General features: G+C 65.4%; 20 protein-coding genes, 1 tRNA gene and 1 riboswitch. Of the genes, 14 read left to right on the top strand and 7 right to left on the bottom strand.

Annotated elements, in window-relative coordinates; all coding sequences use genetic code 11:
- The first annotated feature begins 29 nt into the window (after positions 1–29).
- On the top strand, positions 30–1,037 hold the full coding sequence (locus tag FNV92_RS33415; protein ID WP_143842887.1) for an Hsp33 family molecular chaperone: 1,008 nt from the start codon (positions 30–32) through the stop codon (positions 1,035–1,037).
- A gap of 918 nt (positions 1,038–1,955) precedes the next feature.
- Here the strand turns inward: FNV92_RS33415 and apaG are convergent.
- Positions 1,956–2,348 (bottom strand): Co2+/Mg2+ efflux protein ApaG, encoded by a 393-nt coding sequence (gene apaG, locus FNV92_RS33410; protein WP_015689150.1) that lies wholly within the window; start codon positions 2,346–2,348, stop codon positions 1,956–1,958.
- 195 nt (positions 2,349–2,543) lie between these two features.
- Here apaG and FNV92_RS33405 point away from each other — a divergent pair, with 195 nt between their 5' ends.
- From FNV92_RS33405 to FNV92_RS33395, 3 genes are read left to right on the top strand one after another with little or no spacing between them, the layout of a single operon-like run.
- Positions 2,544–3,809, top strand: coding sequence for an OpgC domain-containing protein (locus FNV92_RS33405; RefSeq protein WP_143842889.1), 1,266 nt, complete (start codon positions 2,544–2,546; stop codon positions 3,807–3,809).
- The gene (locus FNV92_RS33400) at positions 3,809–4,588 is read left to right on the top strand and encodes an SGNH/GDSL hydrolase family protein (RefSeq protein WP_143842890.1); all 780 of its coding nucleotides are present in this window, start codon (positions 3,809–3,811) and stop codon (positions 4,586–4,588) included. Before FNV92_RS33405 ends, FNV92_RS33400 begins: the two co-directional genes overlap by 1 nt.
- A gap of 12 nt (positions 4,589–4,600) precedes the next feature.
- Positions 4,601–5,602: an SGNH/GDSL hydrolase family protein gene (locus FNV92_RS33395; RefSeq protein WP_143842891.1), complete on the top strand. Its 1,002-nt coding sequence runs from the start codon at positions 4,601–4,603 to the stop codon at positions 5,600–5,602.
- A 112-nt stretch (positions 5,603–5,714) separates the two neighbouring features.
- On the opposite strand, the gene FNV92_RS33390 is transcribed toward FNV92_RS33395, so the two are convergent.
- Complete coding sequence (locus FNV92_RS33390; RefSeq protein WP_143842892.1) at positions 5,715–6,911, bottom strand: O-succinylhomoserine sulfhydrylase; 1,197 nt, start codon at positions 6,909–6,911, stop codon at positions 5,715–5,717.
- 68 nt (positions 6,912–6,979) lie between these two features.
- Positions 6,980–7,059, bottom strand: a riboswitch (SAM riboswitch).
- A gap of 157 nt (positions 7,060–7,216) precedes the next feature.
- Between FNV92_RS33390 and FNV92_RS33385 the strand changes: the two genes are divergently transcribed.
- From FNV92_RS33385 to FNV92_RS33370, 4 genes are all read left to right on the top strand, one after another.
- Positions 7,217–8,275, top strand: a complete 1,059-nt coding sequence (locus tag FNV92_RS33385; protein WP_416377768.1) for a 2'-deoxycytidine 5'-triphosphate deaminase — start codon at positions 7,217–7,219, stop codon at positions 8,273–8,275.
- A gap of 195 nt (positions 8,276–8,470) precedes the next feature.
- Positions 8,471–9,523 (top strand): hypothetical protein, encoded by a 1,053-nt coding sequence (locus FNV92_RS33380; RefSeq protein ID WP_143842893.1) that lies wholly within the window; start codon positions 8,471–8,473, stop codon positions 9,521–9,523.
- 165 nt (positions 9,524–9,688) lie between these two features.
- Positions 9,689–11,134, top strand: coding sequence for an MATE family efflux transporter (locus FNV92_RS33375; RefSeq protein ID WP_143842894.1), 1,446 nt, complete (start codon positions 9,689–9,691; stop codon positions 11,132–11,134).
- A 145-nt stretch (positions 11,135–11,279) separates the two neighbouring features.
- Positions 11,280–11,975: a hypothetical protein gene (locus FNV92_RS33370; protein ID WP_143842895.1), complete on the top strand. Its 696-nt coding sequence runs from the start codon at positions 11,280–11,282 to the stop codon at positions 11,973–11,975.
- A 99-nt stretch (positions 11,976–12,074) separates the two neighbouring features.
- Here FNV92_RS33370 and FNV92_RS33365 read toward each other — a convergent pair whose 3' ends face one another.
- The 5 genes from FNV92_RS33365 to FNV92_RS33345 all read right to left on the bottom strand — a co-directional run bounded on the left by FNV92_RS33365 (position 12,075) and on the right by FNV92_RS33345 (position 15,015).
- Positions 12,075–12,590: a hypothetical protein gene (locus FNV92_RS33365; protein ID WP_168213436.1), complete on the bottom strand. Its 516-nt coding sequence runs from the start codon at positions 12,588–12,590 to the stop codon at positions 12,075–12,077.
- A 100-nt stretch (positions 12,591–12,690) separates the two neighbouring features.
- The gene (locus tag FNV92_RS33360) at positions 12,691–13,086 is read right to left on the bottom strand and encodes an SRPBCC family protein (RefSeq protein WP_143842897.1); all 396 of its coding nucleotides are present in this window, start codon (positions 13,084–13,086) and stop codon (positions 12,691–12,693) included.
- 86 nt (positions 13,087–13,172) lie between these two features.
- Positions 13,173–13,532, bottom strand: a complete 360-nt coding sequence (locus tag FNV92_RS33355) for a VOC family protein (protein WP_168213437.1) — start codon at positions 13,530–13,532, stop codon at positions 13,173–13,175.
- A gap of 55 nt (positions 13,533–13,587) precedes the next feature.
- Complete coding sequence (locus FNV92_RS33350; protein ID WP_143842899.1) at positions 13,588–14,427, bottom strand: helix-turn-helix transcriptional regulator; 840 nt, start codon at positions 14,425–14,427, stop codon at positions 13,588–13,590.
- Positions 14,428–14,436: 9 nt separating this feature from the next.
- The gene (locus tag FNV92_RS33345) at positions 14,437–15,015 is read right to left on the bottom strand and encodes a methylated-DNA--[protein]-cysteine S-methyltransferase (RefSeq protein ID WP_143842900.1); all 579 of its coding nucleotides are present in this window, start codon (positions 15,013–15,015) and stop codon (positions 14,437–14,439) included.
- A 173-nt stretch (positions 15,016–15,188) separates the two neighbouring features.
- Between FNV92_RS33345 and FNV92_RS33340 the strand changes: the two genes are divergently transcribed.
- The 6 genes from FNV92_RS33340 (at position 15,189) to xylA (ending at position 20,514) form a co-directional block, all read left to right on the top strand.
- A tRNA-Gly gene (locus tag FNV92_RS33340) sits at positions 15,189–15,262 on the top strand.
- Positions 15,263–15,442: 180 nt separating this feature from the next.
- Positions 15,443–16,024, top strand: a complete 582-nt coding sequence (locus tag FNV92_RS33335) for a helix-turn-helix domain-containing protein (RefSeq protein WP_015689136.1) — start codon at positions 15,443–15,445, stop codon at positions 16,022–16,024.
- 19 nt (positions 16,025–16,043) lie between these two features.
- A complete protein-coding gene (locus FNV92_RS33330) occupies positions 16,044–16,508 on the top strand; it encodes a GNAT family N-acetyltransferase (protein WP_168213438.1) in 465 nt (154 codons plus the stop codon).
- 99 nt (positions 16,509–16,607) lie between these two features.
- The gene (locus tag FNV92_RS33325; RefSeq protein ID WP_143842903.1) at positions 16,608–17,648 is read left to right on the top strand and encodes a LacI family DNA-binding transcriptional regulator; all 1,041 of its coding nucleotides are present in this window, start codon (positions 16,608–16,610) and stop codon (positions 17,646–17,648) included.
- Positions 17,649–17,736: 88 nt separating this feature from the next.
- Positions 17,737–19,191 (top strand): xylulokinase, encoded by a 1,455-nt coding sequence (gene xylB / locus FNV92_RS33320; RefSeq protein WP_143842904.1) that lies wholly within the window; start codon positions 17,737–17,739, stop codon positions 19,189–19,191.
- Positions 19,192–20,514: a xylose isomerase gene (gene xylA, locus FNV92_RS33315; protein ID WP_143842905.1), complete on the top strand. Its 1,323-nt coding sequence runs from the start codon at positions 19,192–19,194 to the stop codon at positions 20,512–20,514.
- Positions 20,515–20,517: the final 3 nt, after the last annotated feature.

The raw sequence follows: 20,517 nt of genomic DNA, 5'->3' as shown, positions 1-20,517 counted from the left end.
TTCCGCCCTCCGACCCCAGATAATGCGCCATGGTTTCCCAATCCCCTGACATGAAAACCGGGCCAGAGGGCCCGGTTCGCGCACCATCGGCGGTTCCCATCGACGACGCCGTGCTGCCCTACGAGGTCGACGCGCTCGACGTGCGCGGGCGGCTGGTTCGGCTCGGCCCGGCGCTCGATGAGATCCTCACCAAGCACGATTATCCCGCCGCCGTCGGCAAGCTGCTCGGCGAGGCCATCGTGCTGACGACGCTGCTCGGCTCGGCGCTGAAATTCGAGGGCCGCTTCATCCTGCAGGCCCAGACCGACGGGCCGGTGTCGTTCCTGGTCGTCGACTACCAGGCGCCGGATCGCCTGCGCGCCTATGCGCGCTTCGATGCCGAGCGTCTCGGCGATATCAGGGATTCCGGCACGCTGCTCGGCCGCGGTCATCTCGCCATGACCATCGACCAGGGCCCCGACATGAGCCGCTACCAGGGTCTCGTCGCGCTCGACGGCGGCAGCCTTGAAGATGCCGCCCACGAATATTTCGTGCGCTCCGAGCAGATCCCGACGCGCGTGCGTCTGGCGGTCGGCGAGGAGTGGCGCTCGAACGACGGCGGCAAGCATCGCTGGCGCGCCGGCGGCATGCTGATGCAGTTCCTGCCCAAGGCGCCGGAGCGCGCGCGGCAGGCCGATCTGCATCCCGGCGATGCGCCCGAGGGCGTCGAGGTGCACGCGGTCGCTGAAGACGACGCCTGGGTCGAGGCACGCTCGCTGATCGAGACCGTCGAAGACGTCGAACTGATCGATCCGGATCTCTCCGGCGAGCGGCTGCTGTACCGTCTGTTCCATGAACGCGGCGTGCGCGTGTTCAATCCGCTGGTCCTCAAGGCGCAATGCTCCTGCTCGCGCGATGCGGTCGGTGCGATGCTGAAGAGCTTCTCGGCCGAAGACCGCGCCGACATGGTCAAGGACGACAAGGTCGTCGTGACCTGCGAATTCTGCTCTTCGGTGTACGAGTTCACGCCGGATGAGGCGGGTGTGGAGGACGCGTAAGCACTCGGTCGACGGGCCCTCGCGACCCGACGGGCAAAACACCTGCAGGCCTGTCAATCTCTCCTCCGAAAAATATTCCACTTTACCGAAATTCGGAAACGGCGTATGTGTTGCCCATCCCGGCTCATCCTTGAGGGGCGATCGTACGTCGTCACGAGTTGCGAGCCGGGCCAGCGGTGGACGCGGCAGCGTCGTGCGCGAGAGGCGCGGGCAGGGCGGGTAGTCCCTGTGAGCCCGTGGCCGCGCGCGGACGAGCGGCGCGAAGTCCGGTGAAGCCTCTTGGCGAAGCCGGATGAGCTGCGTACGGCAAAACCGTGTGGTCCTGGCCGTCGTTGCTACGGTCAAGCCTTTGCGGAGATGTGCGCGAGCCCAACCGGGCGGACGGCATCGTCAATTCGCGGGGCGAGGGAGGCCAGAAGGAAAGTTCGGCTCCCGGGAGAGCACGGCATAAGCCGTCCGACCATCGCGCAGGGAAGGCTGAGTGATCGGCAACACCTGTATGCTGCTGTGCGGTTCTTTTGCGCTACATCTTCGCGCAGCGGACCGCGGGTGCCCGCCGGCACCCGGTCTTCCCTGCGCCCTCTTGGATTTGAGGGTGGAGAGATCAAGCAAAGCTCGGGCGAAACGCGCCGCGAGAATGAGAAGGCGTGTCCGCGGTTCAAACGCAAACTGGAAGAGCGAAGCTGCCACATACTCCGTCATTGCGGAGACTGCACACGCTCCTCCATCACCGTCACCCAGAGGTGCTCGCCTCTTCGGCGAGCCTCGAAGGGCGACGGCCCCGATGCATCTCGGCCGTTCATCCTTCGAGGCTCGCCATGGGACGCATTGCGTCCCATACCTCGCACCTCAGGATGACGGGATCAGTGGAGTCGCGTTGCACGCAGTCGGATAGGTCGAGGCACAGAGCCACCACCCTCAGTTCAACACCCGCTTGTTGTCCGGGCTGTCCAGCGAGAATGTCGGCACGTCGATCTCGAAGCGTTCGCCGCTTTCGCTGACCATCTGGTAGCGGCCGGTCATGAAGCCGGAGGCGGTCGTGAGCGGGACGCCGGAGGTGTATTCGAAGCGCTCGCCGGGGGCCAGCGTCGGCTGCTCGCCCACCACTCCTTCGCCCTTCACCTCCTGCTGCCGGCCGGTGGCGTCGGTGATGATCCAGTGCCGCGTCTTGAGCTGCACGGTCTCCTCACCGGAATTGGTGATGACGATGGTGTACGACCAGAAAAAGCGGGAACGGTCGGCCGACGACTGTTCCGGAACAAAATTCGGCTCGACGGTCACTTCGATCTGGCGGGTCACGGCGCGGTACATGGCTGCCATCATACCGAAATCCGCTCGGGAACCAAACGCCGCAGGCGGCTTTGGCGACATCGTCCCGCCCGAATTTGCGCGGAAGTACCCCCCGGGGAAATACACCCCGATGTGATCCGGCCGCTTTGCGAGACGACGGCCGGACCGGTACACTCCATTTCAACGTCGCGATTTGCGTGAGGGTTTCGGGCCCCGATGACCATTGCCGACCAAGTGACGGGATCGACGATCGCAGGGACCGCCACGGCCGTGGAAGCCAGGCCTGCGGAGGTCAGGCCGCGCGCCGCCGCGCCGGCCATTTCATTGCCCGCCATCGGCGAGCGCGAGCTCAGGCTCGACCTGTTCCGCGGTCTCGCGCTGTGGCTGATCTTCATCGACCATTTGCCGGCAAGCCTGCTGACCTGGTTCACGATCCGCAATTACGGCTTCAGCGACGCCACCGAGATCTTCATCTTCATCTCCGGCTACACCGCGGCCTTCGTCTACGGCCGGGCGATGCTGGAGTCGGGTGTCGTCATCGCCACCGCGCGCATCCTGCGGCGCGTCTGGCAGATCTACGTCGCCCACGTCTTCCTGTTCACGATCTTCCTCGCCGAAATCTCCTACGTCGCGACCAGCTTCGAGAACCCGCTCTACACCGAAGAGATGGGCATCATGGATTTCCTCAAGCAACCCGATGTCACCATCGTGCAGGCGCTGCTGCTCCGCTTCCGTCCCGTCAACATGGACGTGCTGCCGCTCTACATCGTGCTGATGCTGGCACTGCCTTTGATCCTGTGGTCGATGAAGTGGAGGCCGGACGTCACGCTCGGCCTTTCGGTCGTGCTCTATGCGGTGACCTGGGAGTACGACCTCTATCTGTCGGCCTATCCGAACGGGTTCTGGGCGTTCAATCCCTTTGCCTGGCAATTGCTGTTCGTGTTCGGCGCCTGGTGCGCGCTGGGAGGCGCGCGGCGCATGTCGCGTATTCTGGCGTCACGGGTAACGATGTGGATTGCGATCGCCTATCTTGTGGCGGCGTTCTACGTGACGCTGACCTGGTATGTGCCGCAGGTGCCCCACCTGATGCCGAAGCGGCTCGAGCAATGGATGTATCCAATCGACAAGACCAACCTCGACGTGCTGCGTTTCACGCATTTCCTGGCGCTGGCCGCACTCACCGTGCGTTTCCTGCCGCGGGACTGGTCGGGTTTGAAATCGCCCTGGCTGCGGCCGCTGATCCTGTGCGGGTCGCATTCCCTCGAGATCTTCTGCCTCGGCGTCTTCCTCGCCTTTGCCGGCCATTTCATCCTGGCCGAAGTCTCCGGCGGGCCGTTCATGCATGCGCTAATTAGTCTCTCCGGAATCCTGATCATGTGGGGCGTGGCGTGGGTGATTTCGTGGTACAAACGCGTGGCTGACAAGAGTGGTGCGAAGACCAAAATCGCCGTCGGCAGCGCCGATATGGCGGGAGGGGGCTGATGAAGGCGAAGGTTCTCCTGAGCCTGGTCCTGCTGTGCGGTAACCTCGCCGCGCCTTTGGCGCGCGCGGGCGATGCTGCGCCTTCCACCCCGGACGGGCCTCCCGCCTGCGAATTGCCGTCCTATCTGCTCACCAGTGAGAGCCAGCTTCCCAAGGTCGCCGATGCCATCAAGGCCGGCAAGCCGCTCGAAATCCTCGTCATCGGCAGCCGCTCGACCACGATTCCGGCCTCCGAGGACGCCTCATATCCAGCGCGCATGCAGGCCATTTTGAAGGACAAGCTGCCGCCGTCGGAGGCAGTGAACGTCTCCGTAGAAATACAGAGCAAGAAAACGGCTGAGGAGGCGGCCGCCACCTTCGTTAAGCTGATGGAAGCAAAAAAGCCTACTTTGGTCATCTGGCAGACCGGGACCGTGGATGCTATCCGAGCCATCGATCCCGAGGATTTTCGCGGTGCTGTAACCGAAGGGGTTGCCGCGCTGCAGAATGCAGGGGCTGACGTCGTGTTGATGAACTTGCAGTACAGCCCGCGTACCGAGACCATGATCTCGGTACCGCCTTATCTCGATAATATGCGCGTGGTGGCGCAGGAGCATGATGTCCCGCTGTTCGATCGTTTCGCGATCATGCGGCAGTGGAATGATCAGGGTCAGTTCGATCTGTTCAGCCCGTCCCGCGGGCCCGAGCTGGCGAAGCAGGTCCACGATTGCCTTGGTCGGGCGTTGGCACAGTTTGTGATCGACGCAGCCCATCTGGGGCCGACCCAGCAGCAAAATTGAGGTCTAGCGTTAATGAGTTCTCTCCCCCCTTTTCGCCTGACGGCATGGCTGGCTGCACCCGCCGCGGCCCTGCTGTTGCTGACGCCGGTGACGCAGGCGCCTGCCCAGGCCCAAGCCCAAGCCGCGCAGGCACCGTCGGCGCCGACGCAGTCCGCTAATCCCGCCCCCGCTTCGCCTTCCCAGACCACAATTGCGGCCACCCACCCCTCCGCGGAGCAGCGCAGCATCACCGGGCGCGCGATCGACAAGGTGAAGCAGGTCGCCAAATCCGCCGGCGACATCTTCAACCGCGTGCCGTGTCTCGCGCCGAAGGGCGGCTCGAAGACGATGGGCTCGCTGCCGCATGTCGCGAACAAGCTCATCGCCGGCAAGCCGGTCGTGATCGTCGCGTTCGGCTCGTCGTCGACCGCCGGTTATGGCGCAAGCTCGCCCGATTTCAATTATCCGAATCGCCTTGCCGCACAGCTGCGCCGGCAGTATCCGACCGCCGACATCACGGTCGTCAATGCCGGCGTTGGCGGCGAGGATGCGCCCGAAATGATGAAGCGTCTCCAGACCGAGGTGATCGACGTGCATCCGGATCTGGTGATCTGGCAAGTCGGTACCAACGCCGTGCTACGCAACCTTGATCCCGGCGATACCGCCAAGCTCGTGGAGGACGGCATCGCCAGCATCCAGGCCGCAGGCGATGCCGACATCGTGCTGGTCGATCCGCAATATTCGCCGGCCGTCAACCAGCGCAAGGAGAGCGCCGGCAAGATGGTGAAGCTGCTTGGCAAGGTCGCCGAGCTCCGTCACGTCGGCATCTTTCCGCGCTTCGAGGTGATGCGCGACTGGCACGAGAACCAATCGATCCCGGTCGAGAGCTTCGTCATCGCCGACGGGCTGCACATGAACGATTGGGGCTACGCCTGCTTCGCCCAGCTCCTCGGCGACGACATCATCCGCTCGGTCGGCCAGATCAAGCTCGGGGTGAACGTGCCCGGAGACGTGCGCGCGTATCGGCCGATGTGAGACGGTGCGGTAGGGTGGGTTAGGCGAAGCCTTAATCCACCATGCATCAACGATTGCCGAACGAAGTTGGTGGATTACGCCTTCGGCTAATCCACCTACGAGACCTCGCCCGTTACGCCTTCTCCAGCGCCGCCGTGAGATCTTCGATCAGATCATCCGCATGCTCGAGCCCCGCGGAGAAGCGGATGAAGCCCTCGCTGATGCCGAGCGCGGCGCGGTCTTCCGGCTTCAGGCGCTGATGCGTCGTGGTCGCCGGATGCGTGACGAGACTCTTGGCGTCGCCGAGATTGTTCGAGATCCTCGCAAGCTTGAGCGCGTTGAGAACGCGGAACGCAGCGGCCTTGCCACCCTTCACCTCGAAGCCGACCAGCGTCGAGCCGCCGCGCATCTGCTTCTTCACGAGCGCTGCCTGCGGATGATCGGCGCGGCCGGGATAGACCAGCCGCGAAATCTTGGGATGGCTCGCCAGCACGTCCGCGACGCGCGCTGCCGACTCAGTCTGCGCGCGCACACGTACGGCCAACGTCTCCAGGCCCTTGAGCAGGACCCAGGCGTTGAACGGCGAGATCGACGGGCCGGTCTGGCGCATGAAATTGTGGAGGTGCTCGGCGACGAACGCTTCCGACGACAGGATGATGCCGCCCAGGCACCGGCCCTGGCCGTCGATGTGCTTGGTTGCGGAATAGACCACGACATCGGCGCCGAGCGCGAGCGGGCTCTGCCAGATCGGGGTCGCGAACACGTTGTCGACGACGAGCCGCGCTCCGCCACTATGCGCGATCTCGGCGATGCCGGGAATGTCGAGCACGTCGAGCGTCGGATTGGTCGGGCTCTCCAGGAAGAACGTCTTGGTGTTCGGCTTCAGCGCCCGCTGCCATTGGTCGAGGTCGGAGCCGTCGACCAGCGTGGTCTCGATGCCGTAGCGCGGCAACAGGTCCTGGATGACGTAGAGGCACGAGCCGAACAGCGCACGCGAGGCGACGACGTGATCGCCGGCCTTCAGCGGTGCGAGGATCGCGGTCGTCACCGCGGCCATGCCGGTCGCCGCCGAGCGGGCCGCTTCGGCGCCTTCGAGCTCGATCATGCGGCGCTCGAACATCGCGATGGTGGGGTTGGAGTAGCGCGAATAAATGAAGCCGGGGTCTTCGCCCTTGAACCGCGCCTCGCATTGCTCGGCGGTGTCGTAGACATAGCCCTGGGTCAGGAACAGCGCCTCCGACGTCTCGCCATATTGCGAGCGCAGGGTGCCGGAATGGACCAGGCGGGTTTCGGGGCGGTAGTGCGTGGCGGACGCCGGGGACTTCGACATAGGACCTCCTGCGTGACCATCGAAAATGGTCACAAAAAAACCGGCCTGGATATATCCACGGGCCGGGATCACAGAGGTCCCCGGCCTGTTTAGCGACTTATTTAACGTGGCTGCAAGCCGGCCGGCTCAAATCACCACGGGATAAGTCATGCTCATATTCCGCAATGCCCTTTTCGTCAAGGCGTCCATCGGATAGCCGTAAAAGACTGTATTTTCCGCATGTCCGGATACATTTGCCCCCTGACGAGGATCCCGGTTTGACGTTCACGGTCGCCGCCGACGCCAATGGTATCCTGCCCGACCGCATGATCGCGGCGATGGCGGAAGCGGGCCTCATCCTGCCCGCTTACGACTTCGTCGAAAGCCAGATCCAGCCGGCGAGCCTCGACCTTCGCCTCGGCGACATCGCCTATCGCGTGCGCGCCAGTTTCCTGCCCGGCCCCGGCGCCACCGTCGCCGAGCGCATCGACGAGTTGAAGCTGCACGAGTTCAGCCTCGCCGACGGTGCGGTGCTGGAGACCAACTGCGTCTACATCGTGCCGCTGCTCGAAAGCCTCGCTCTGCCTCCGGAGATCGTCGCGGCCGCGAATCCGAAAAGTTCGACCGGCCGGCTCGACGTCTTCACCCGCGTGATCGCCGACGGCACCCGCCGCTTCGACATGATCGGCGCCGGCTATCACGGTCCGCTCTATGCCGAGATCAGCCCGAAGACGTTTCCGGTGCTGGTGCGCGAGGGCTCGCGCCTGTCGCAGGTTCGTTTCCGCACCGGCGACGCCATCCTCAATGCCGACGCGCTCGAAAGCTTGCATGCCGCCGAGCGTCTCGTCGACATCGACGATGCGGATCTGTCCGGCGGTGTCGCCGTCTCCGTCGATCTCGCCGGCGAGAAGGGAAGCGGCTTTGTCGGCTACCGTGCCAAGCGCCACACCGGCGTTGTCGACGTCGATCGCCGCTCGGGCTATGCGGTCGGAGAGTTTTGGGAGCCGATCTCGGCCCGCCCCGACGGCAGCCTCATCCTTGATCCCGGCGAGTTCTACATCCTGGCCTCCAAGGAAGCGGTGCAGGTTCCGCCCGACTACGCTGCGGAGATGGTGCCGTTCGATCCGCTGGTCGGCGAATTCCGCGTGCACTATGCCGGATTTTTCGATCCCGGCTTCGGCTATGCCGGCGCCGGCGGGCAGGGATCGCGCGCGGTGCTCGAAGTGCGCTCGCGCGAAGTGCCTTTCATCCTCGAGCACGGCCAGATCGTCGGCCGCCTCGTCTACGAGAAGATGCTGGCACGCCCCGACGCCATGTACGGCCAGCGCATCGGCTCCAATTACCAGGCGCAGGGGTTGAAGCTGAGCAAGCACTTCCGGGTGTAGTGCTGGCCCTAATTTCCGCTGTCATTCCCCGCGAAGGCGGGGAATCCAGTACGCCGCGGCCTCTCGATTCAATCACAATCGTCTCTGCAATACTGGATCGCCCGCCTGCGCGTGCGATGACAGCGAATGTGTAGTTGGTTGCGTCACTCCATCCGCGATGACACACTCCCGCAAAACAACAAGCCGGGAGCGAACATGATCGCCGCAGCAGACACCGCGCAGGAAGCCCAATGGAAACGCTGGCGCGCGGTGGCCGATCTCTACCATGCTTACTTCACCGGGCTGATCCTCACCGTCGTCACGCGGCGCGGCACGGCCGACGCTGCGGAATTCGTCTTCCGGGTCTTCCGCCGCCAGCAGCAGGAGCGCTTCCTGCCGGGGCTCAAGAAGCTCGGCCTCAGTCATCTGCCGCCGGCGGTGGCGGCCGCGCAGTATCACTATCTCTCCAACTGGATCGGCGGCGTGCATGTCGAATACATGTATGAGAGCGATACCAAGGCCTGGATCCGCTATCCGCCGCCGCGCTGGATCTGGAAGGGCACCGCGATCTGCGGCGTGCCGGGCGAGGTCAGCCGCGCGATGCTGCGCGGCTGGCACGCCAACAACGGCGTCGCGCTTGGCGATCTCAGGCTGGGCTTCATCTGCACCAAGCAGAGCGTCGACGGCCAGGACGGGCTCGAAGGCTACTATCACCAGTACGACCACCCGCTCGAACTCGACCAGCGCCTGGTGTTCGCACGCCATCTCGAAGCGCCGCTGTTCGATGCGAAGACCGCGCCGGCCCTGCCTGTCGAAAGCTGGCCGAAGCCACGGCTCGAAAAGGCCTATCGGAACTACGCCATGGAATATGTCCGCACCGCCGCACCCGTGATGGTGCAATTGTTCGGACCGGAAGACGCAGGCTATCTCCTGCATCTCACCGGCAAGCTGATCGGCATGCAATATTTCGATGAGGTCGCCGCGGCGCTCGCGATGGAGCGCGGCGGCGCCAAGGAGTTTGCGTCATTCCTCAACGCGCTGTTCGTCGCGCAGGATGACGTTGCCGAGACCTCGCAATCCGAGGGCACCTTCGAAATCCGCCAGCAGAGCTGGAAGCTGATGGATGATGTCGCGGATCATCACCGCGCCGGCGCCAGAGTGCTGGAAGGACTGTTCGAAGGGCTGGCCGCGGGATGCGGCCGGCACATCGGCTTGCATTTGCGCCCGACGGCGAACGGTCGGCCGCCACTGGTCTGGACGATCGGGTAATTCCACCCGTTGAAATGCGCTGCCGCAGGGCACGCCTGCATCAGGCGCAGGAGGAATCGGCAATTGCCGTGCTAACAAGCCTCACTGCGCCTTTGGCGCGAAGAAAATGATTGGCACACCAAGTGATTGCCGCGCCGCGAATGGCGCCTGTGCCCGGGAGAGGAAATGTCCGACATCGCCGAAATCCCGGTCGATGAGCAAGAACGCCCGTTGCCGCCGCCTCCGCGTCCCGTGAAGAGCGCGCTGACGGACGGACCGATCCTGCGCACGCTGCTCGGGCTGGCCTGGCCCAACGTGGTGGCGCTGTCGGCCGGCACCTGCGTGGTGATCGCGGAAACCTCCTATATCGGGCGTCTTGGCGTGGAAGCGCTGGCTGCGATGGCGCTGGTGTTTCCGACAGTGATCCTGACCATGACGATGTCCGGCGGCGCCATGGGCGGCGCGGTGGCCTCCGCCATCGCGCGTGCGCTCGGCGCGGGAGATCGCGAGCGCGCCGGCACGCTGGCCGCGCATGCGCTGCTGATCGGTATCAGCTTCGGCCTCGTCTTCATGCTGGGTATGCTGATCTTCGGACCGAGAGTGCTCGAGATGCTCGGCGGCCGCGGCGATGTGCTGACCCATGCGATCGCCTACACGCAAGTGTTCTTCGGCGGTGCCGTGCTGCCCTGGCTGCTCAACACCATGGCCGGCGTGCTGCGCGGCACCGGCAACATGAAGCTGCCGTCGTTGCTGATCCTGAACTCCGCGGTCTGGCAGATCGTGCTCGGCGGCACGCTGGGTCTCGGGCTCGGGCCGATGCCGCAACTCGGCATGCGCGGCGTCGCCGCCGGCGCGTTGATCGCCTATTCCATGAACATCGGCGTGATGGGCTGGTACCTGTTCTCCGGCCGCGCCCGCGTCGTTCCAAAACTGCGCGGGCTTCGCATTCAATGGGTGATGTTTTTCGACATCCTCAAGGTCGGCGCCATCGCCTGCTTCTCGCCGCTGCAATCGGTGCTGACGATCTCGATCTTCACCCACATGCTGGCGAAGTTCGGCACCGCGATTCTCGCCGGCTACGGCATCGGCGCACGGCTGGAATTCCTGCTGACCTCGATCGCGTTCTCGTTCGGCATCGCTTCAGTGCCCATGATCGGCATGGCGGTCGGTGCCGGGCGCATCGCGCGCGCCCGGCGGATCGCCTGGATCGCGGGCGCGAGCGCATTCGTCGCCGTCGGCGCGCCGGCCTGCCTGGTGGCGGCCTTCCCCGATCTCTGGGTCAACATCTTCACCGACAGCGCGATGGTGCGCGCCGCCAGCCACCAATATCTGTCGACGGTCGCGCCGTTCTACGCCTTCATCGGGCTTGCCTCGACGATGTACTTCTCCTCGCAGGGCGCAGCCAAGGTGATCGGGCCGGTGCTGGCGCAGACCGCGCGGCTGATCTACATCGCGGCGCTGGGCTGGTGGCTATCGACGCACGACGCCACCGCGCAGAGCTTCTTCTGGCTGGCGGCGAGCTCGATGGTCGTGCTCGGCCTGCTCTCGTGCTCCAGCGTCGTGTTGACCCGCTGGGGGCCGCGCGAGAGCAGGGGCGCGATCAGGCCGGCCCTGTCGGCCGCGGCGGACTAGGCGCGCTCGCTGGATTCTTGTTTCCGAATATTTCCAACCGTTGCGTGGCAATATCGAGCAACCGGTTCTGCACCTTGCCGAAGGCTTCGCGCCAGCTCCTGGGAACAATTTCGCCGCGAGTTCACCAGAAGCACGGAAAGCCATCATGACCTCGATTTCGGCGCTCTCCTCCCACCAACACCCATCGCCGTTGAAACGACTCCAGGATGAACTGCAGGCGGAAGTCAGTTCTGGTGCGATCAATGCAGCCGATCAGTCGGCGCTGTCATCCGCACTCAGCGATATCGACACCGCGTTGCAGTCGAGCAGTGCGAGCGATCAGTCCAGCGGGAATGGATCATCGCCCGACGCATTCACGTTGAGGATCGATGATCTCATCAAGAGGGAAGTTTCGGCGGGCAAGCTGACCGACGAGCAGGCCACCGAGCTGCAGGGCATCTTCAAGGCCGCGTTCGCCCAAGGACCGGGCGGCCCCGGTGGAGCAGGCGGACCGCCTCCCGGCGGGCCTCCCCCCGCGGGCGCCACGGACGGTTCGTCGAGCGGCAATTCGGTGGTAGACCTGCTTCAGCAGCTCCTCGACTCGCTGAAGAGCCTGCTGACGGATTCGACCTCGTCCAGCACGACGGGATCAAGCGGTACGACGGATGCGAGCGGAACGTCCTCGACCACCGCCACGGACACCGCGTCGAACGGCAGCTCGGCGACGGACCTGCTTGAACAATTCCTTCGGTCGCTGAAGAACTCGCTCGCGGATTCGACCTACAGCGCGAAGCAATCGAGCGACGAGACCAAGGCAAGCGATCCGTCGATGTCCGGCGTCCTGATCAACGATCGGATCTGATACCGGCGGTCCCCCAACCACCGGCCCGGCGCAACCATCCTTCGTGCCCCGCGAAGGGTGGTTGCCTCGTGTTCGAACTCGCCATGCGCCGGGCGCGCCCTAACGATGCTTGTGGCGGCGATGGCCGCCGCCGCCGACATTGGCGAGCCGCATCAATTGCGGAATCATCGCCATCATGTCGCCGCCGCCGGCACCGCCCATCATGCCCATGATATCGCCGCCACCGATGCCGCCGAGCCCGGCCGGTATGTAACCGCCTCCGCTCATCGGCGTGTAGCCGCCGTAGTTTGGCGCACCAAAGCCGCCGCCAAAATTGCCGCCGCCGACGCCAATTGGGCCACCAAGGCCCCCGCCGCCCGTCATGCCACCGATGCCGCCGCCGCCATTCTCCATCATGCGGCTCATCATCGGGCCCATGGTCTGCATCAGCATGGCGAAGCGGCGCTTGCCCATCTTCGCCTTCATCATTTCCAGCATCGGCGCCATCTGGGTCATCATGTCCTCGCCGCCGGCGCCTCCGCCGCCGAGGAATTGCGCCCTTGCCGGCGCGCTCGAGATCGAAAACAGCAGCAGCACCGCGGCTGCCTGGCAGATCACCTTGTCCGCACCTCTCATGGCCTGCTCCTCGCGTGCGTGGCTCCGCCAGGAAAGCAGAGCCAACCGGACGCACGCGGCCATGGTTACGGCCGAGCAGGGAGAAGCTCTGTGAGAAAGGTCACGCAGGCGGAAACGCTCCGCGGATCGCGGCGACGGCTTCCCTGGTCTGTCCCTGGACGTAAGCCGCAAGCTCGTTGGGCAGCATGTCGATGATCCAGACCAGCCGGCACGCCTTGTCGCCCTCGGCGATCACCTGCACCGATGCGCTGTAGTGCTTCAGCCGCTCGTTGTCGATCGCATAGACCAGCCGTTGCCGTGCATCGTCGCAATCGACCAGCACCTCGCGCGCGACCGAGCCATTGGCGAAGGTGACGATGCGCGCATCGCCGTCGAGCGTGCATGTCGTGACGAAGCCCGGCGCCAGCCGCTGAGGCAGCGCGCCGAAGTCACGGACGGCGTCCCAGACTTGGTCGGCAGGGACGTCGAGGGAAACATCGTTATGAATGGAGGCCATGAAGGTGTCCTTGATCATGTCGGGTCGTCGCAACAAGCGCCTTCGTCGCTTCGCTCCCTCCCAATGACGGGGTTAACTGCAAGCGTTCACACGCAAACCGCTTCGACATTGTTGCCGTCAGGATCGATCAGGAACGCCGCATAGTAGGTCGGGCTGTAATCCTTGCGCGGGCCGGCGCCGCCATTGTCGCGGCCGCCACTCTTCAGGCCTTCGCTGTGAAACGCCTTGACCGCGTCATGATCCGCGGCGCGAAACGCGATATGCGCACCGTCGGCCTTGCGCCCCTTGTTCAGATGCAGCCACAGCGCCGGCTCGCCCTTCGGGCCAAAGCCGGCATAGCCGTCGCCGCTGGAGCACAGGACATGGCCGAGCGGCGCCAGCACCGCGGTGTAGAACCGCGTGGCGGCGTCGAGGTCGGCAACGCGCAATCCGATATGGTCGTACATGGTCGTCTCCATTGCAAAGCGCGCCGCGAGTGGCGCGCGTCGGAGACGAACTTAGTCAGTTGAGGGCGAGCGGCTCTTGGAGAATCTTGCGCTGCCCGCGGGACGCCTGCCGGAATTTCGTCGGCGACACCCCGGCGGCGCGATGGAAGGTGCGGACGAAGTTGGAGAGGTCGCCGAAGCCGACGTCATAGGCGATATCGGTGACCGCGATGTCGTCGTCTGTCAGCAGCCGCGCCGCGTGCCGCAGCCGCGAGCGGACCAGATATTGATGCGGCGTGACGCCGAGTACGCTGGAGAACAGTCGCAGGAAATGGAACGGACTGAGGCCCGCGTGCCGCGCGGCCTGTTCGAGATCGAGCTCGGCATGTGAGTTCTCGTCGATCCACAATGCCGCTTCGACCGCGCGGCGGCGATCGCGCGCCGTCGGCGTGGCCTGCCTGCGCGCCTTGTCCGAAACGATGTCGATAAAGCGGCCGGCCAGGATCTGGCCGATCTCGTCGAGCCCGAGGTCGCTATTGCCATCTGCTGCCGTCTGGGCGAGTTCGCCCAGCACCATCAGTTCGGACAGTGGCGGCGTTGCGCCGACCTGCCAGGCCTCCCGGCGGCCGCCGAGGGCATCGACGAGATCCTCGCTGAGGAAGAACGACAGGCAGACGTCGCCGCTGACATGCTCATGCGTGCAGGTGTATTCCTCGCCGGGCGCGCCGACCAGCATCGAGCCCGCCACCAGTTCGAAGAATCCGGCGCGGCACCGGCAGCCAAAGCTGCCCGAGCGGACATAGGCAATGGAATGGCCGGTGCGGCATTCCGCAAACGGTGTGTCGTCCGGGCCCGCGTCGCAGCGAAACTCGGAGACGGTCATCGCGCGTGTCGTCAGCAGCGTGGTTGCGTCCATGCCACCTATCTAGGTGGATGGCCGCGGCGGGGCAACGGGCAGCAGCACTTCGAACAGCGTCTTGCTGGTGATCGGATGGGCGCCTTCGAGCGCGAGCAGCCGACGCTTGGAGATCACCCCGCCATAGGGCGAGAGCCGGTCGGTGTAGTTGCCGGCCTCCAGCACCCGGTGGCAGGGCACGATCAGCATGTAGGGATTTTTGGCGATTGCCTGCGCGACCGAATACGCGGCGCCCGAGGCGCCCAGGGCCTTGGCGATCTCGTGATAGGTCCGCGTCTCCCCGCGCGGAATGGCGCAGGCCGCCTCGTAAACGCGGCGGTGGAAGCCCGGCACGCGGCCGGCATCCAGGCTGACCTCGGAAAAATCGGGATCGCTGCCTTGCAGCAAGCCTGCGATGCCCTCGATCGCAAGCTCGGCATTCACGGAAGGGGGCTGCTCGCGCGCCTCGGGATGAACCGCGAAGATCCGCCGGCGGGTGTCGATTTCCCGCGCCTCCGGCAATTGCACGGCGACGATTCCGGTGCTGCTCCAGATGATGCCGCAGCGCCCGATGGCCGTGTCGAATATCGCGTACCCGTGCCCCACCATGCACACGCCCCACTCAGTGCACGCCTCTGCCCAGACACTCGATCATAACACCGCCACAATCCGGCGCATCTGGAATCTTATTGAGACGTTAACAACCGTCCGGCCGGGTGCGCCAAACCGCTTGGCGCGCGGCGCTGTCTCGGCTAATCAGGACTGGCGTGAGCCGCGCATCCGCGGGCGTAGTTCAATGGTAGAACGGCAGCTTCCCAAGCTGCATACGAGGGTTCGATTCCCTTCGCCCGCTCCAAGGCTTCCCCGATTGTGACGTCCACCCGATCGATCTGGCAGGCGCGAGCGCGCCGACAACGTGTCGCGCCAAATTTCTAATATATTCGCCTCTCGTTCCCGGCGTTCGCCGCTGCCCGCGCTAAGCTCATCTCGTCTTGGCGGCCGCGGTCGAGCGCCGGGCAAAGCTTGGATGAATTTTATGGACCAGCAGAAACTTGACCGGGCGATCGGTCGCCGCTTGAAGACCCTGAGGACGCAGGCCGGCATGACGCTGAATGAACTCGCAGGCCGCTCGGGCGTCAGCCGGGCCATGATCGGGCGGGTGGAGCGGGCGCAGAGCAGCGCGACCGCCGCGCTGCTCAACAAGCTCTGCGCGGCGCTCGATGTCACCCTCAGCGACGTCGTCGCTCTCGCGGAGAAGCCGCCGGAGCGGCTGATGCGGCTCGCCGACCAGCCGCATTGGCGTGATCCCGACAGCGGTTATCTGCGGCGTCATGCTTCGCCGCCGGACGCGGCAAGCGGCATCGAGATCATCGTCGTCGATTTGCCGGCCGGCGCGCGCGTCTCCTACAGCCCCTGGGGGCGTAATGCCTTCACCCAGCAGTTGCTGATGCTGGAGGGCGCGGTCTGCGTGCATATCGACGCCAAGACGGTGCGCCTGCGCGAGGGCGATTGCCTGGACTTCGACGTCATGCGCGCCGTGACCTTCGAGAACGAGACCCGGCAGGACGCGCGCTACGTCATCATCACGCGGCGCGGCGCATCCTACGGAAAAATGTGAGAGAGGCGAGTTCCTGACGATGCAGATACGTATCGGCGATACCTTCGATCCGCGCGTCGTTGCGCTGCTCGATCATCACGTCACGGCGGCGCGGGCGCAGACGGCGCCGGGCAGCGCGCATGCGCTCGATCTCGCCGGCCTGCGCGCGCCCGACATCGCGTTCTGGACCGGATGGGACAGCGAGACGCTGGTCGCCACCGGCGCGCTGAAGACGCTTTCGCCCGATCATGGCGAGGTGAAGTCGATGCACACGCTGCAGACCACGCGGCGGCGCGGCTTCGGTGGCCAGATGCTCCGTCATATCATTGTTGCCGCCCACGCGCGCGGCATGTCGCGGCTCAGCCTCGAGACCGGTTCGTGGGATTATTTCAAGCCCGCGCATGCGCTCTATCGGACCCATGGCTTCGTCCCCTGCGGGCCATTCGAGGGCTATGTCGAGGATCCCAACAGCCTGTTCCTAACGCTCGATTTGAGTGATCGCTAAGTCCTCCGGCCGACTGCCGCAGTGCAACCGCGGGCCGAAAATTCTCGCGCCCCTCAAAATGAGTTGCGCACCTCAAAATACCTCTGATAGCCTTCAGTGATGGCTGATACTCTCACCGCGACCGTGTTGACGCTGAAGGACATCGCCCGCGAGGCGGGTGTCAGTCTCGCGACGGTGGACCGCGTCCTGCACAATCGCCCGGGCGTGCGGCCGAACACGGTCCGGCGCGTCAGGGAGGCGATCGAGCGCAATTCCTTCCAGCCGCATGTGGCCGCTGCGGAACTCGCCCGCAGCCGCGTCCGCCGCTTTGCCTTTGTGATGCCGTCCGGGCCGAATCCCTTCATGCAGCAGATCGAGGCCTATCTCGGCGAGATGTCGGCCTGGCTCTCGGCGCGTCGCCTGAGCGTCGAGACGGTCGCAACCGACGTGTTCGATCCTTCCGTGCTCGCGGCGTCGCTGGAGGCGCTCTCGGCCGATTACGACGGCATCGCCGTGGTGGCGCTGGATCATCCCGGCGTCCGCGCCGCGATCAACGATCTCGTCGATGCCGGCACCAAAATCGTCACGCTGGTCTCGGACGTGCCGTCCTCGCGTCGCCACCATTATGTCGGCATCGACAACATCGCCGCGGGCCGCACCGCCGGTGCGCTGGTCGGTCGCCTGGTCGGCGGGCGGTCCGGCAAGGTCGCGATCGTCGCGGGCTCGCTCGGCCTGCGCGATCACGCCGAGCGCATCTTCGGCTTCAACCAGGTGATGGCGTCGGAATTCCCCGGTCTCACCGTGCTGCCCGTGCTGGAAGGGCGTGACGAGGACGAGCGTTCGGAGCAGCTGCTGGCGCGGCTGTTCGGCAGGCATGCTGACATTGTCGGCCTTTATAACGTCGGCGCCGGCACGCAAGGCGTCGCGAATGCATTGGGTAAGGCCGGCCGCGACAAGGTCGTGTTCGTCGGGCACGACGTCACCGCGCTGACGCGCCGGCTCCTGTTGCAGGGCGTGATGGACGCCGCGATCTCGCAGAATCCGGGACATGAGGCGCGCGCCGCCGTGCGCGTGCTGCTCGCGCTCGCCCGCGGCGAGCCGATCCTGCGCGAACAGGAGAAGATCAGGATCGACATCGTGATGCGGGACAATCTGCCCTAGCGGCCCTAGCGGCAGCAGGACTTCGAACGGCACGTGGCGGAAAGGCGACGTCAAGCTCGCATACCGCGCAGGCAAAAGGGAGGACGGCGTGTATCTCGGACTGGACGTCGGCACGTCAGGTGTGAAGGCGGTGCTCATGAGCGAAGCCGGCGCGATCGTCGCGACGGCGGCGCGCGAGCTTGCGCTGTCGCATCCCGCGCCGCTGTGGTCCGAGCAGGATCCCGATTCCTGGTTGGAGGCGGCGACCGGCGCGGTCGATGATCTCGCACATCGCCATCCGCGCGAGGTCGCGCGGGTCCGCGGCATCGGGCTGTCGGGCCAGATGCATGGCGCGACGCTGCTGGACGAGGATGGACGGCCGCTGCGCCCCGCCATCCTCTGGAACGACGGCCGCTCGCAGGCCGAATGCGTCGCGCTGGAGCAGCGCTGTCCGTCGTTGCACGCGATTGCGGGCAATCTGGCGATGCCCGGCTTCACCGCGCCAAAGCTGCTCTGGGTCGCGCGGCATGAGCCGGCGATCTTCGCGCGTATCGCAAAGGTGCTGCTGCCGAAGGCCTATGTCCGCTATCGGCTGACCGGCGAGATGGTCGAGGACATGTCGGACGCTGCCGGCACGTTGTGGCTCGATGTCGGCCAGCGTCGCTGGTCGCCCCCGCTGCTGCAGGCGACCGGCCTCGATCTCCACCATATGCCGCGCCTCGTCGAGGGCAGCGCGGTCAGCGCCGTGCTCGCGGCGGAATTCGCGCAGCGCTGGGGCATGGCAAAGGGAGTCATGGTCGCCGGTGGCGCCGGGGATAACGCCGCGAGCGCGATCGGGCTTGGCGCGATCGCGCCCGGCGATGCCTTCCTGTCGCTCGGCACATCGGGCGTAGTCTTCCGCGTCACCGATCGCTTTGCATCGGCACCGGCCTCGGCCGTGCATGCGTTCTGCCACGCGCTGCCCGACCTGTGGCACCAGATGGGGGTGATGCTGTCGGCGGCGGCTTCGCTCGCCTGGCTGTCCGACGTGATGGAGACGCCGGCCGCCGCACTGCTGGCGCCGCTCGGCGAGCGCGTCGATGGACCGAGCACAATCAAGTTCTTGCCCTATCTCGACGGCGAACGCACGCCGCACAACGATGCCGCCGCCAGCGGCGCCTTGATCGGTTTGCGTGGCGCGACCGGCCGCGGCCAGGTCGTCCAGGCCGTGCTCGAAGGCGTCGCCTTTGCCGCGCGCGACAATCTGGCGGCACTGAGCACGGCGAGCGGGCCTTTTGCCCAGGTCGATCTGGTCGGCGGCGGCTCGCGCTCGCCGCTGTGGGCGCAGATCTGCGCCGATGTGCTCGGCATTCCCGTCCACCGCGTGGAGGAAGGCGAGGTGGGGGCAGCACTCGGTGCGGCGCGGCTCGGGCGGCTGGCAGCCACCGGCGAAAAGGCGGCCGATGTCTGCACTCGCCCGCGCCGGCTCGCGACCTTTGCACCCCGTGCATCCGTGACCGCAGCCTACGACGAGGCCTATCGCCGCTGGCGCGAGCTTTATCCCGCTTTGAAGGAGTCCGCTTAAGTGAACGCGTCAGCCAAGTTCTTCGATACAAGCACGCCTGTCGCTTTTGCCGGCAAGGATGCGGCAAACACGCATGCCTTCCGCTGGTACGACAAGGACCGGCTCGTACATGGCCGCAGGCTCGAGGATCATTTGCGTTTTGCGGTCTGCTATTGGCATTCGCTGTGCTGGCCGGGCGGCGATCCCTTCGGCGGCGAGACCTTTTTGCGGCCCTGGCACCACGGCACTGACGCGATGGCGATGGCGCGCGCCAAAGCTGATGTCGCCTTCGAGCTTTTCCGCCTGCTGGACGTACCCTTCTTCACCTTTCACGATGTCGATGTGGCACCCGAAGGTGCTTCGCTCCGCGAATCCGTCGCCAATCTCAACGTGATCGCCGATCTGTTCGAAGAAAAGATGGCCTCGGCAAAGGTCCGCCTGCTCTGGGGCACCGCCAATCTGTTCACGCATCGCCGCTACATGGCGGGCGCCGCGACCAACCCGGACCCCGAAATCTTCACCTATGCCGCCGGCCAGGTTCGCGCCGCGCTCGAGGTGACGCACCGGCTTGGCGGCCAGAATTATGTGCTGTGGGGTGGCCGCGAGGGTTACGAGACGCTGCTCAACACCGATCTCAAGCGCGAGCTCGACCAGCTTGGCCGTTTCGTCTCGCTCGTCGTCGAGCACAAGCACAGAATAGGCTTCAAGGGACCGATCCTGATCGAGCCCAAGCCGAAGGAGCCGACCAGGCATCAATATGATTTCGATGTCGCCACGTGCTACGGCTTCCTCGAACGCTACGACCTCCTCAAGGACGTCAAGCTCAACGTCGAGCAGAACCACGCCATCCTCGCCGGCCACTCCTTCCATCACGAGGTCGCGCTGGCCGAGGCGCTCGGCGTGTTCGGCTCGCTCGACATCAACCGCGGCGACGATCTGCTCGGCTGGGATACCGACCAGTTTGCGATGAACGTGGGCGAGCTGGCGCTGGTGTTCCACGAGATCCTGAACCGCGGCGGCTTCACCTCGGGCGGGCTGAATTTCGATGCCAAGATCCGCCGCCAGTCGATCGATCCCGACGATCTCATTCATGCCCATGTCGGTTCGATGGACGCTTGCGCGCGCGCCTTGCTCGCCGCCGCCGACATGCTCGATGCCGGCGTCCTCACCACGCCGCTCGCCACGCGCTATGAGGGGTGGGCCGGTCCCGAGGGCCGCGCCATTCTCGGCGGCCAGCGCTCACTCGCCGATCTTGCCGATCGTGCGCTCGGCCCCGGCTTCGACCCGCAGCCGCGCTCGGGGCGGCAGGAATATCTGGAATCCCTGGTCAACCGCTATGTCTGAGCG

The sequence above is a fragment of the Bradyrhizobium cosmicum genome (assembly GCF_007290395.2).
Taxonomy (GTDB): Bacteria; Pseudomonadota; Alphaproteobacteria; order Rhizobiales; family Xanthobacteraceae; genus Bradyrhizobium; species Bradyrhizobium cosmicum.
Note: the sequence above shows the minus strand (reverse complement) of the source record. Positions and strands in the feature narration are given on the sequence as shown.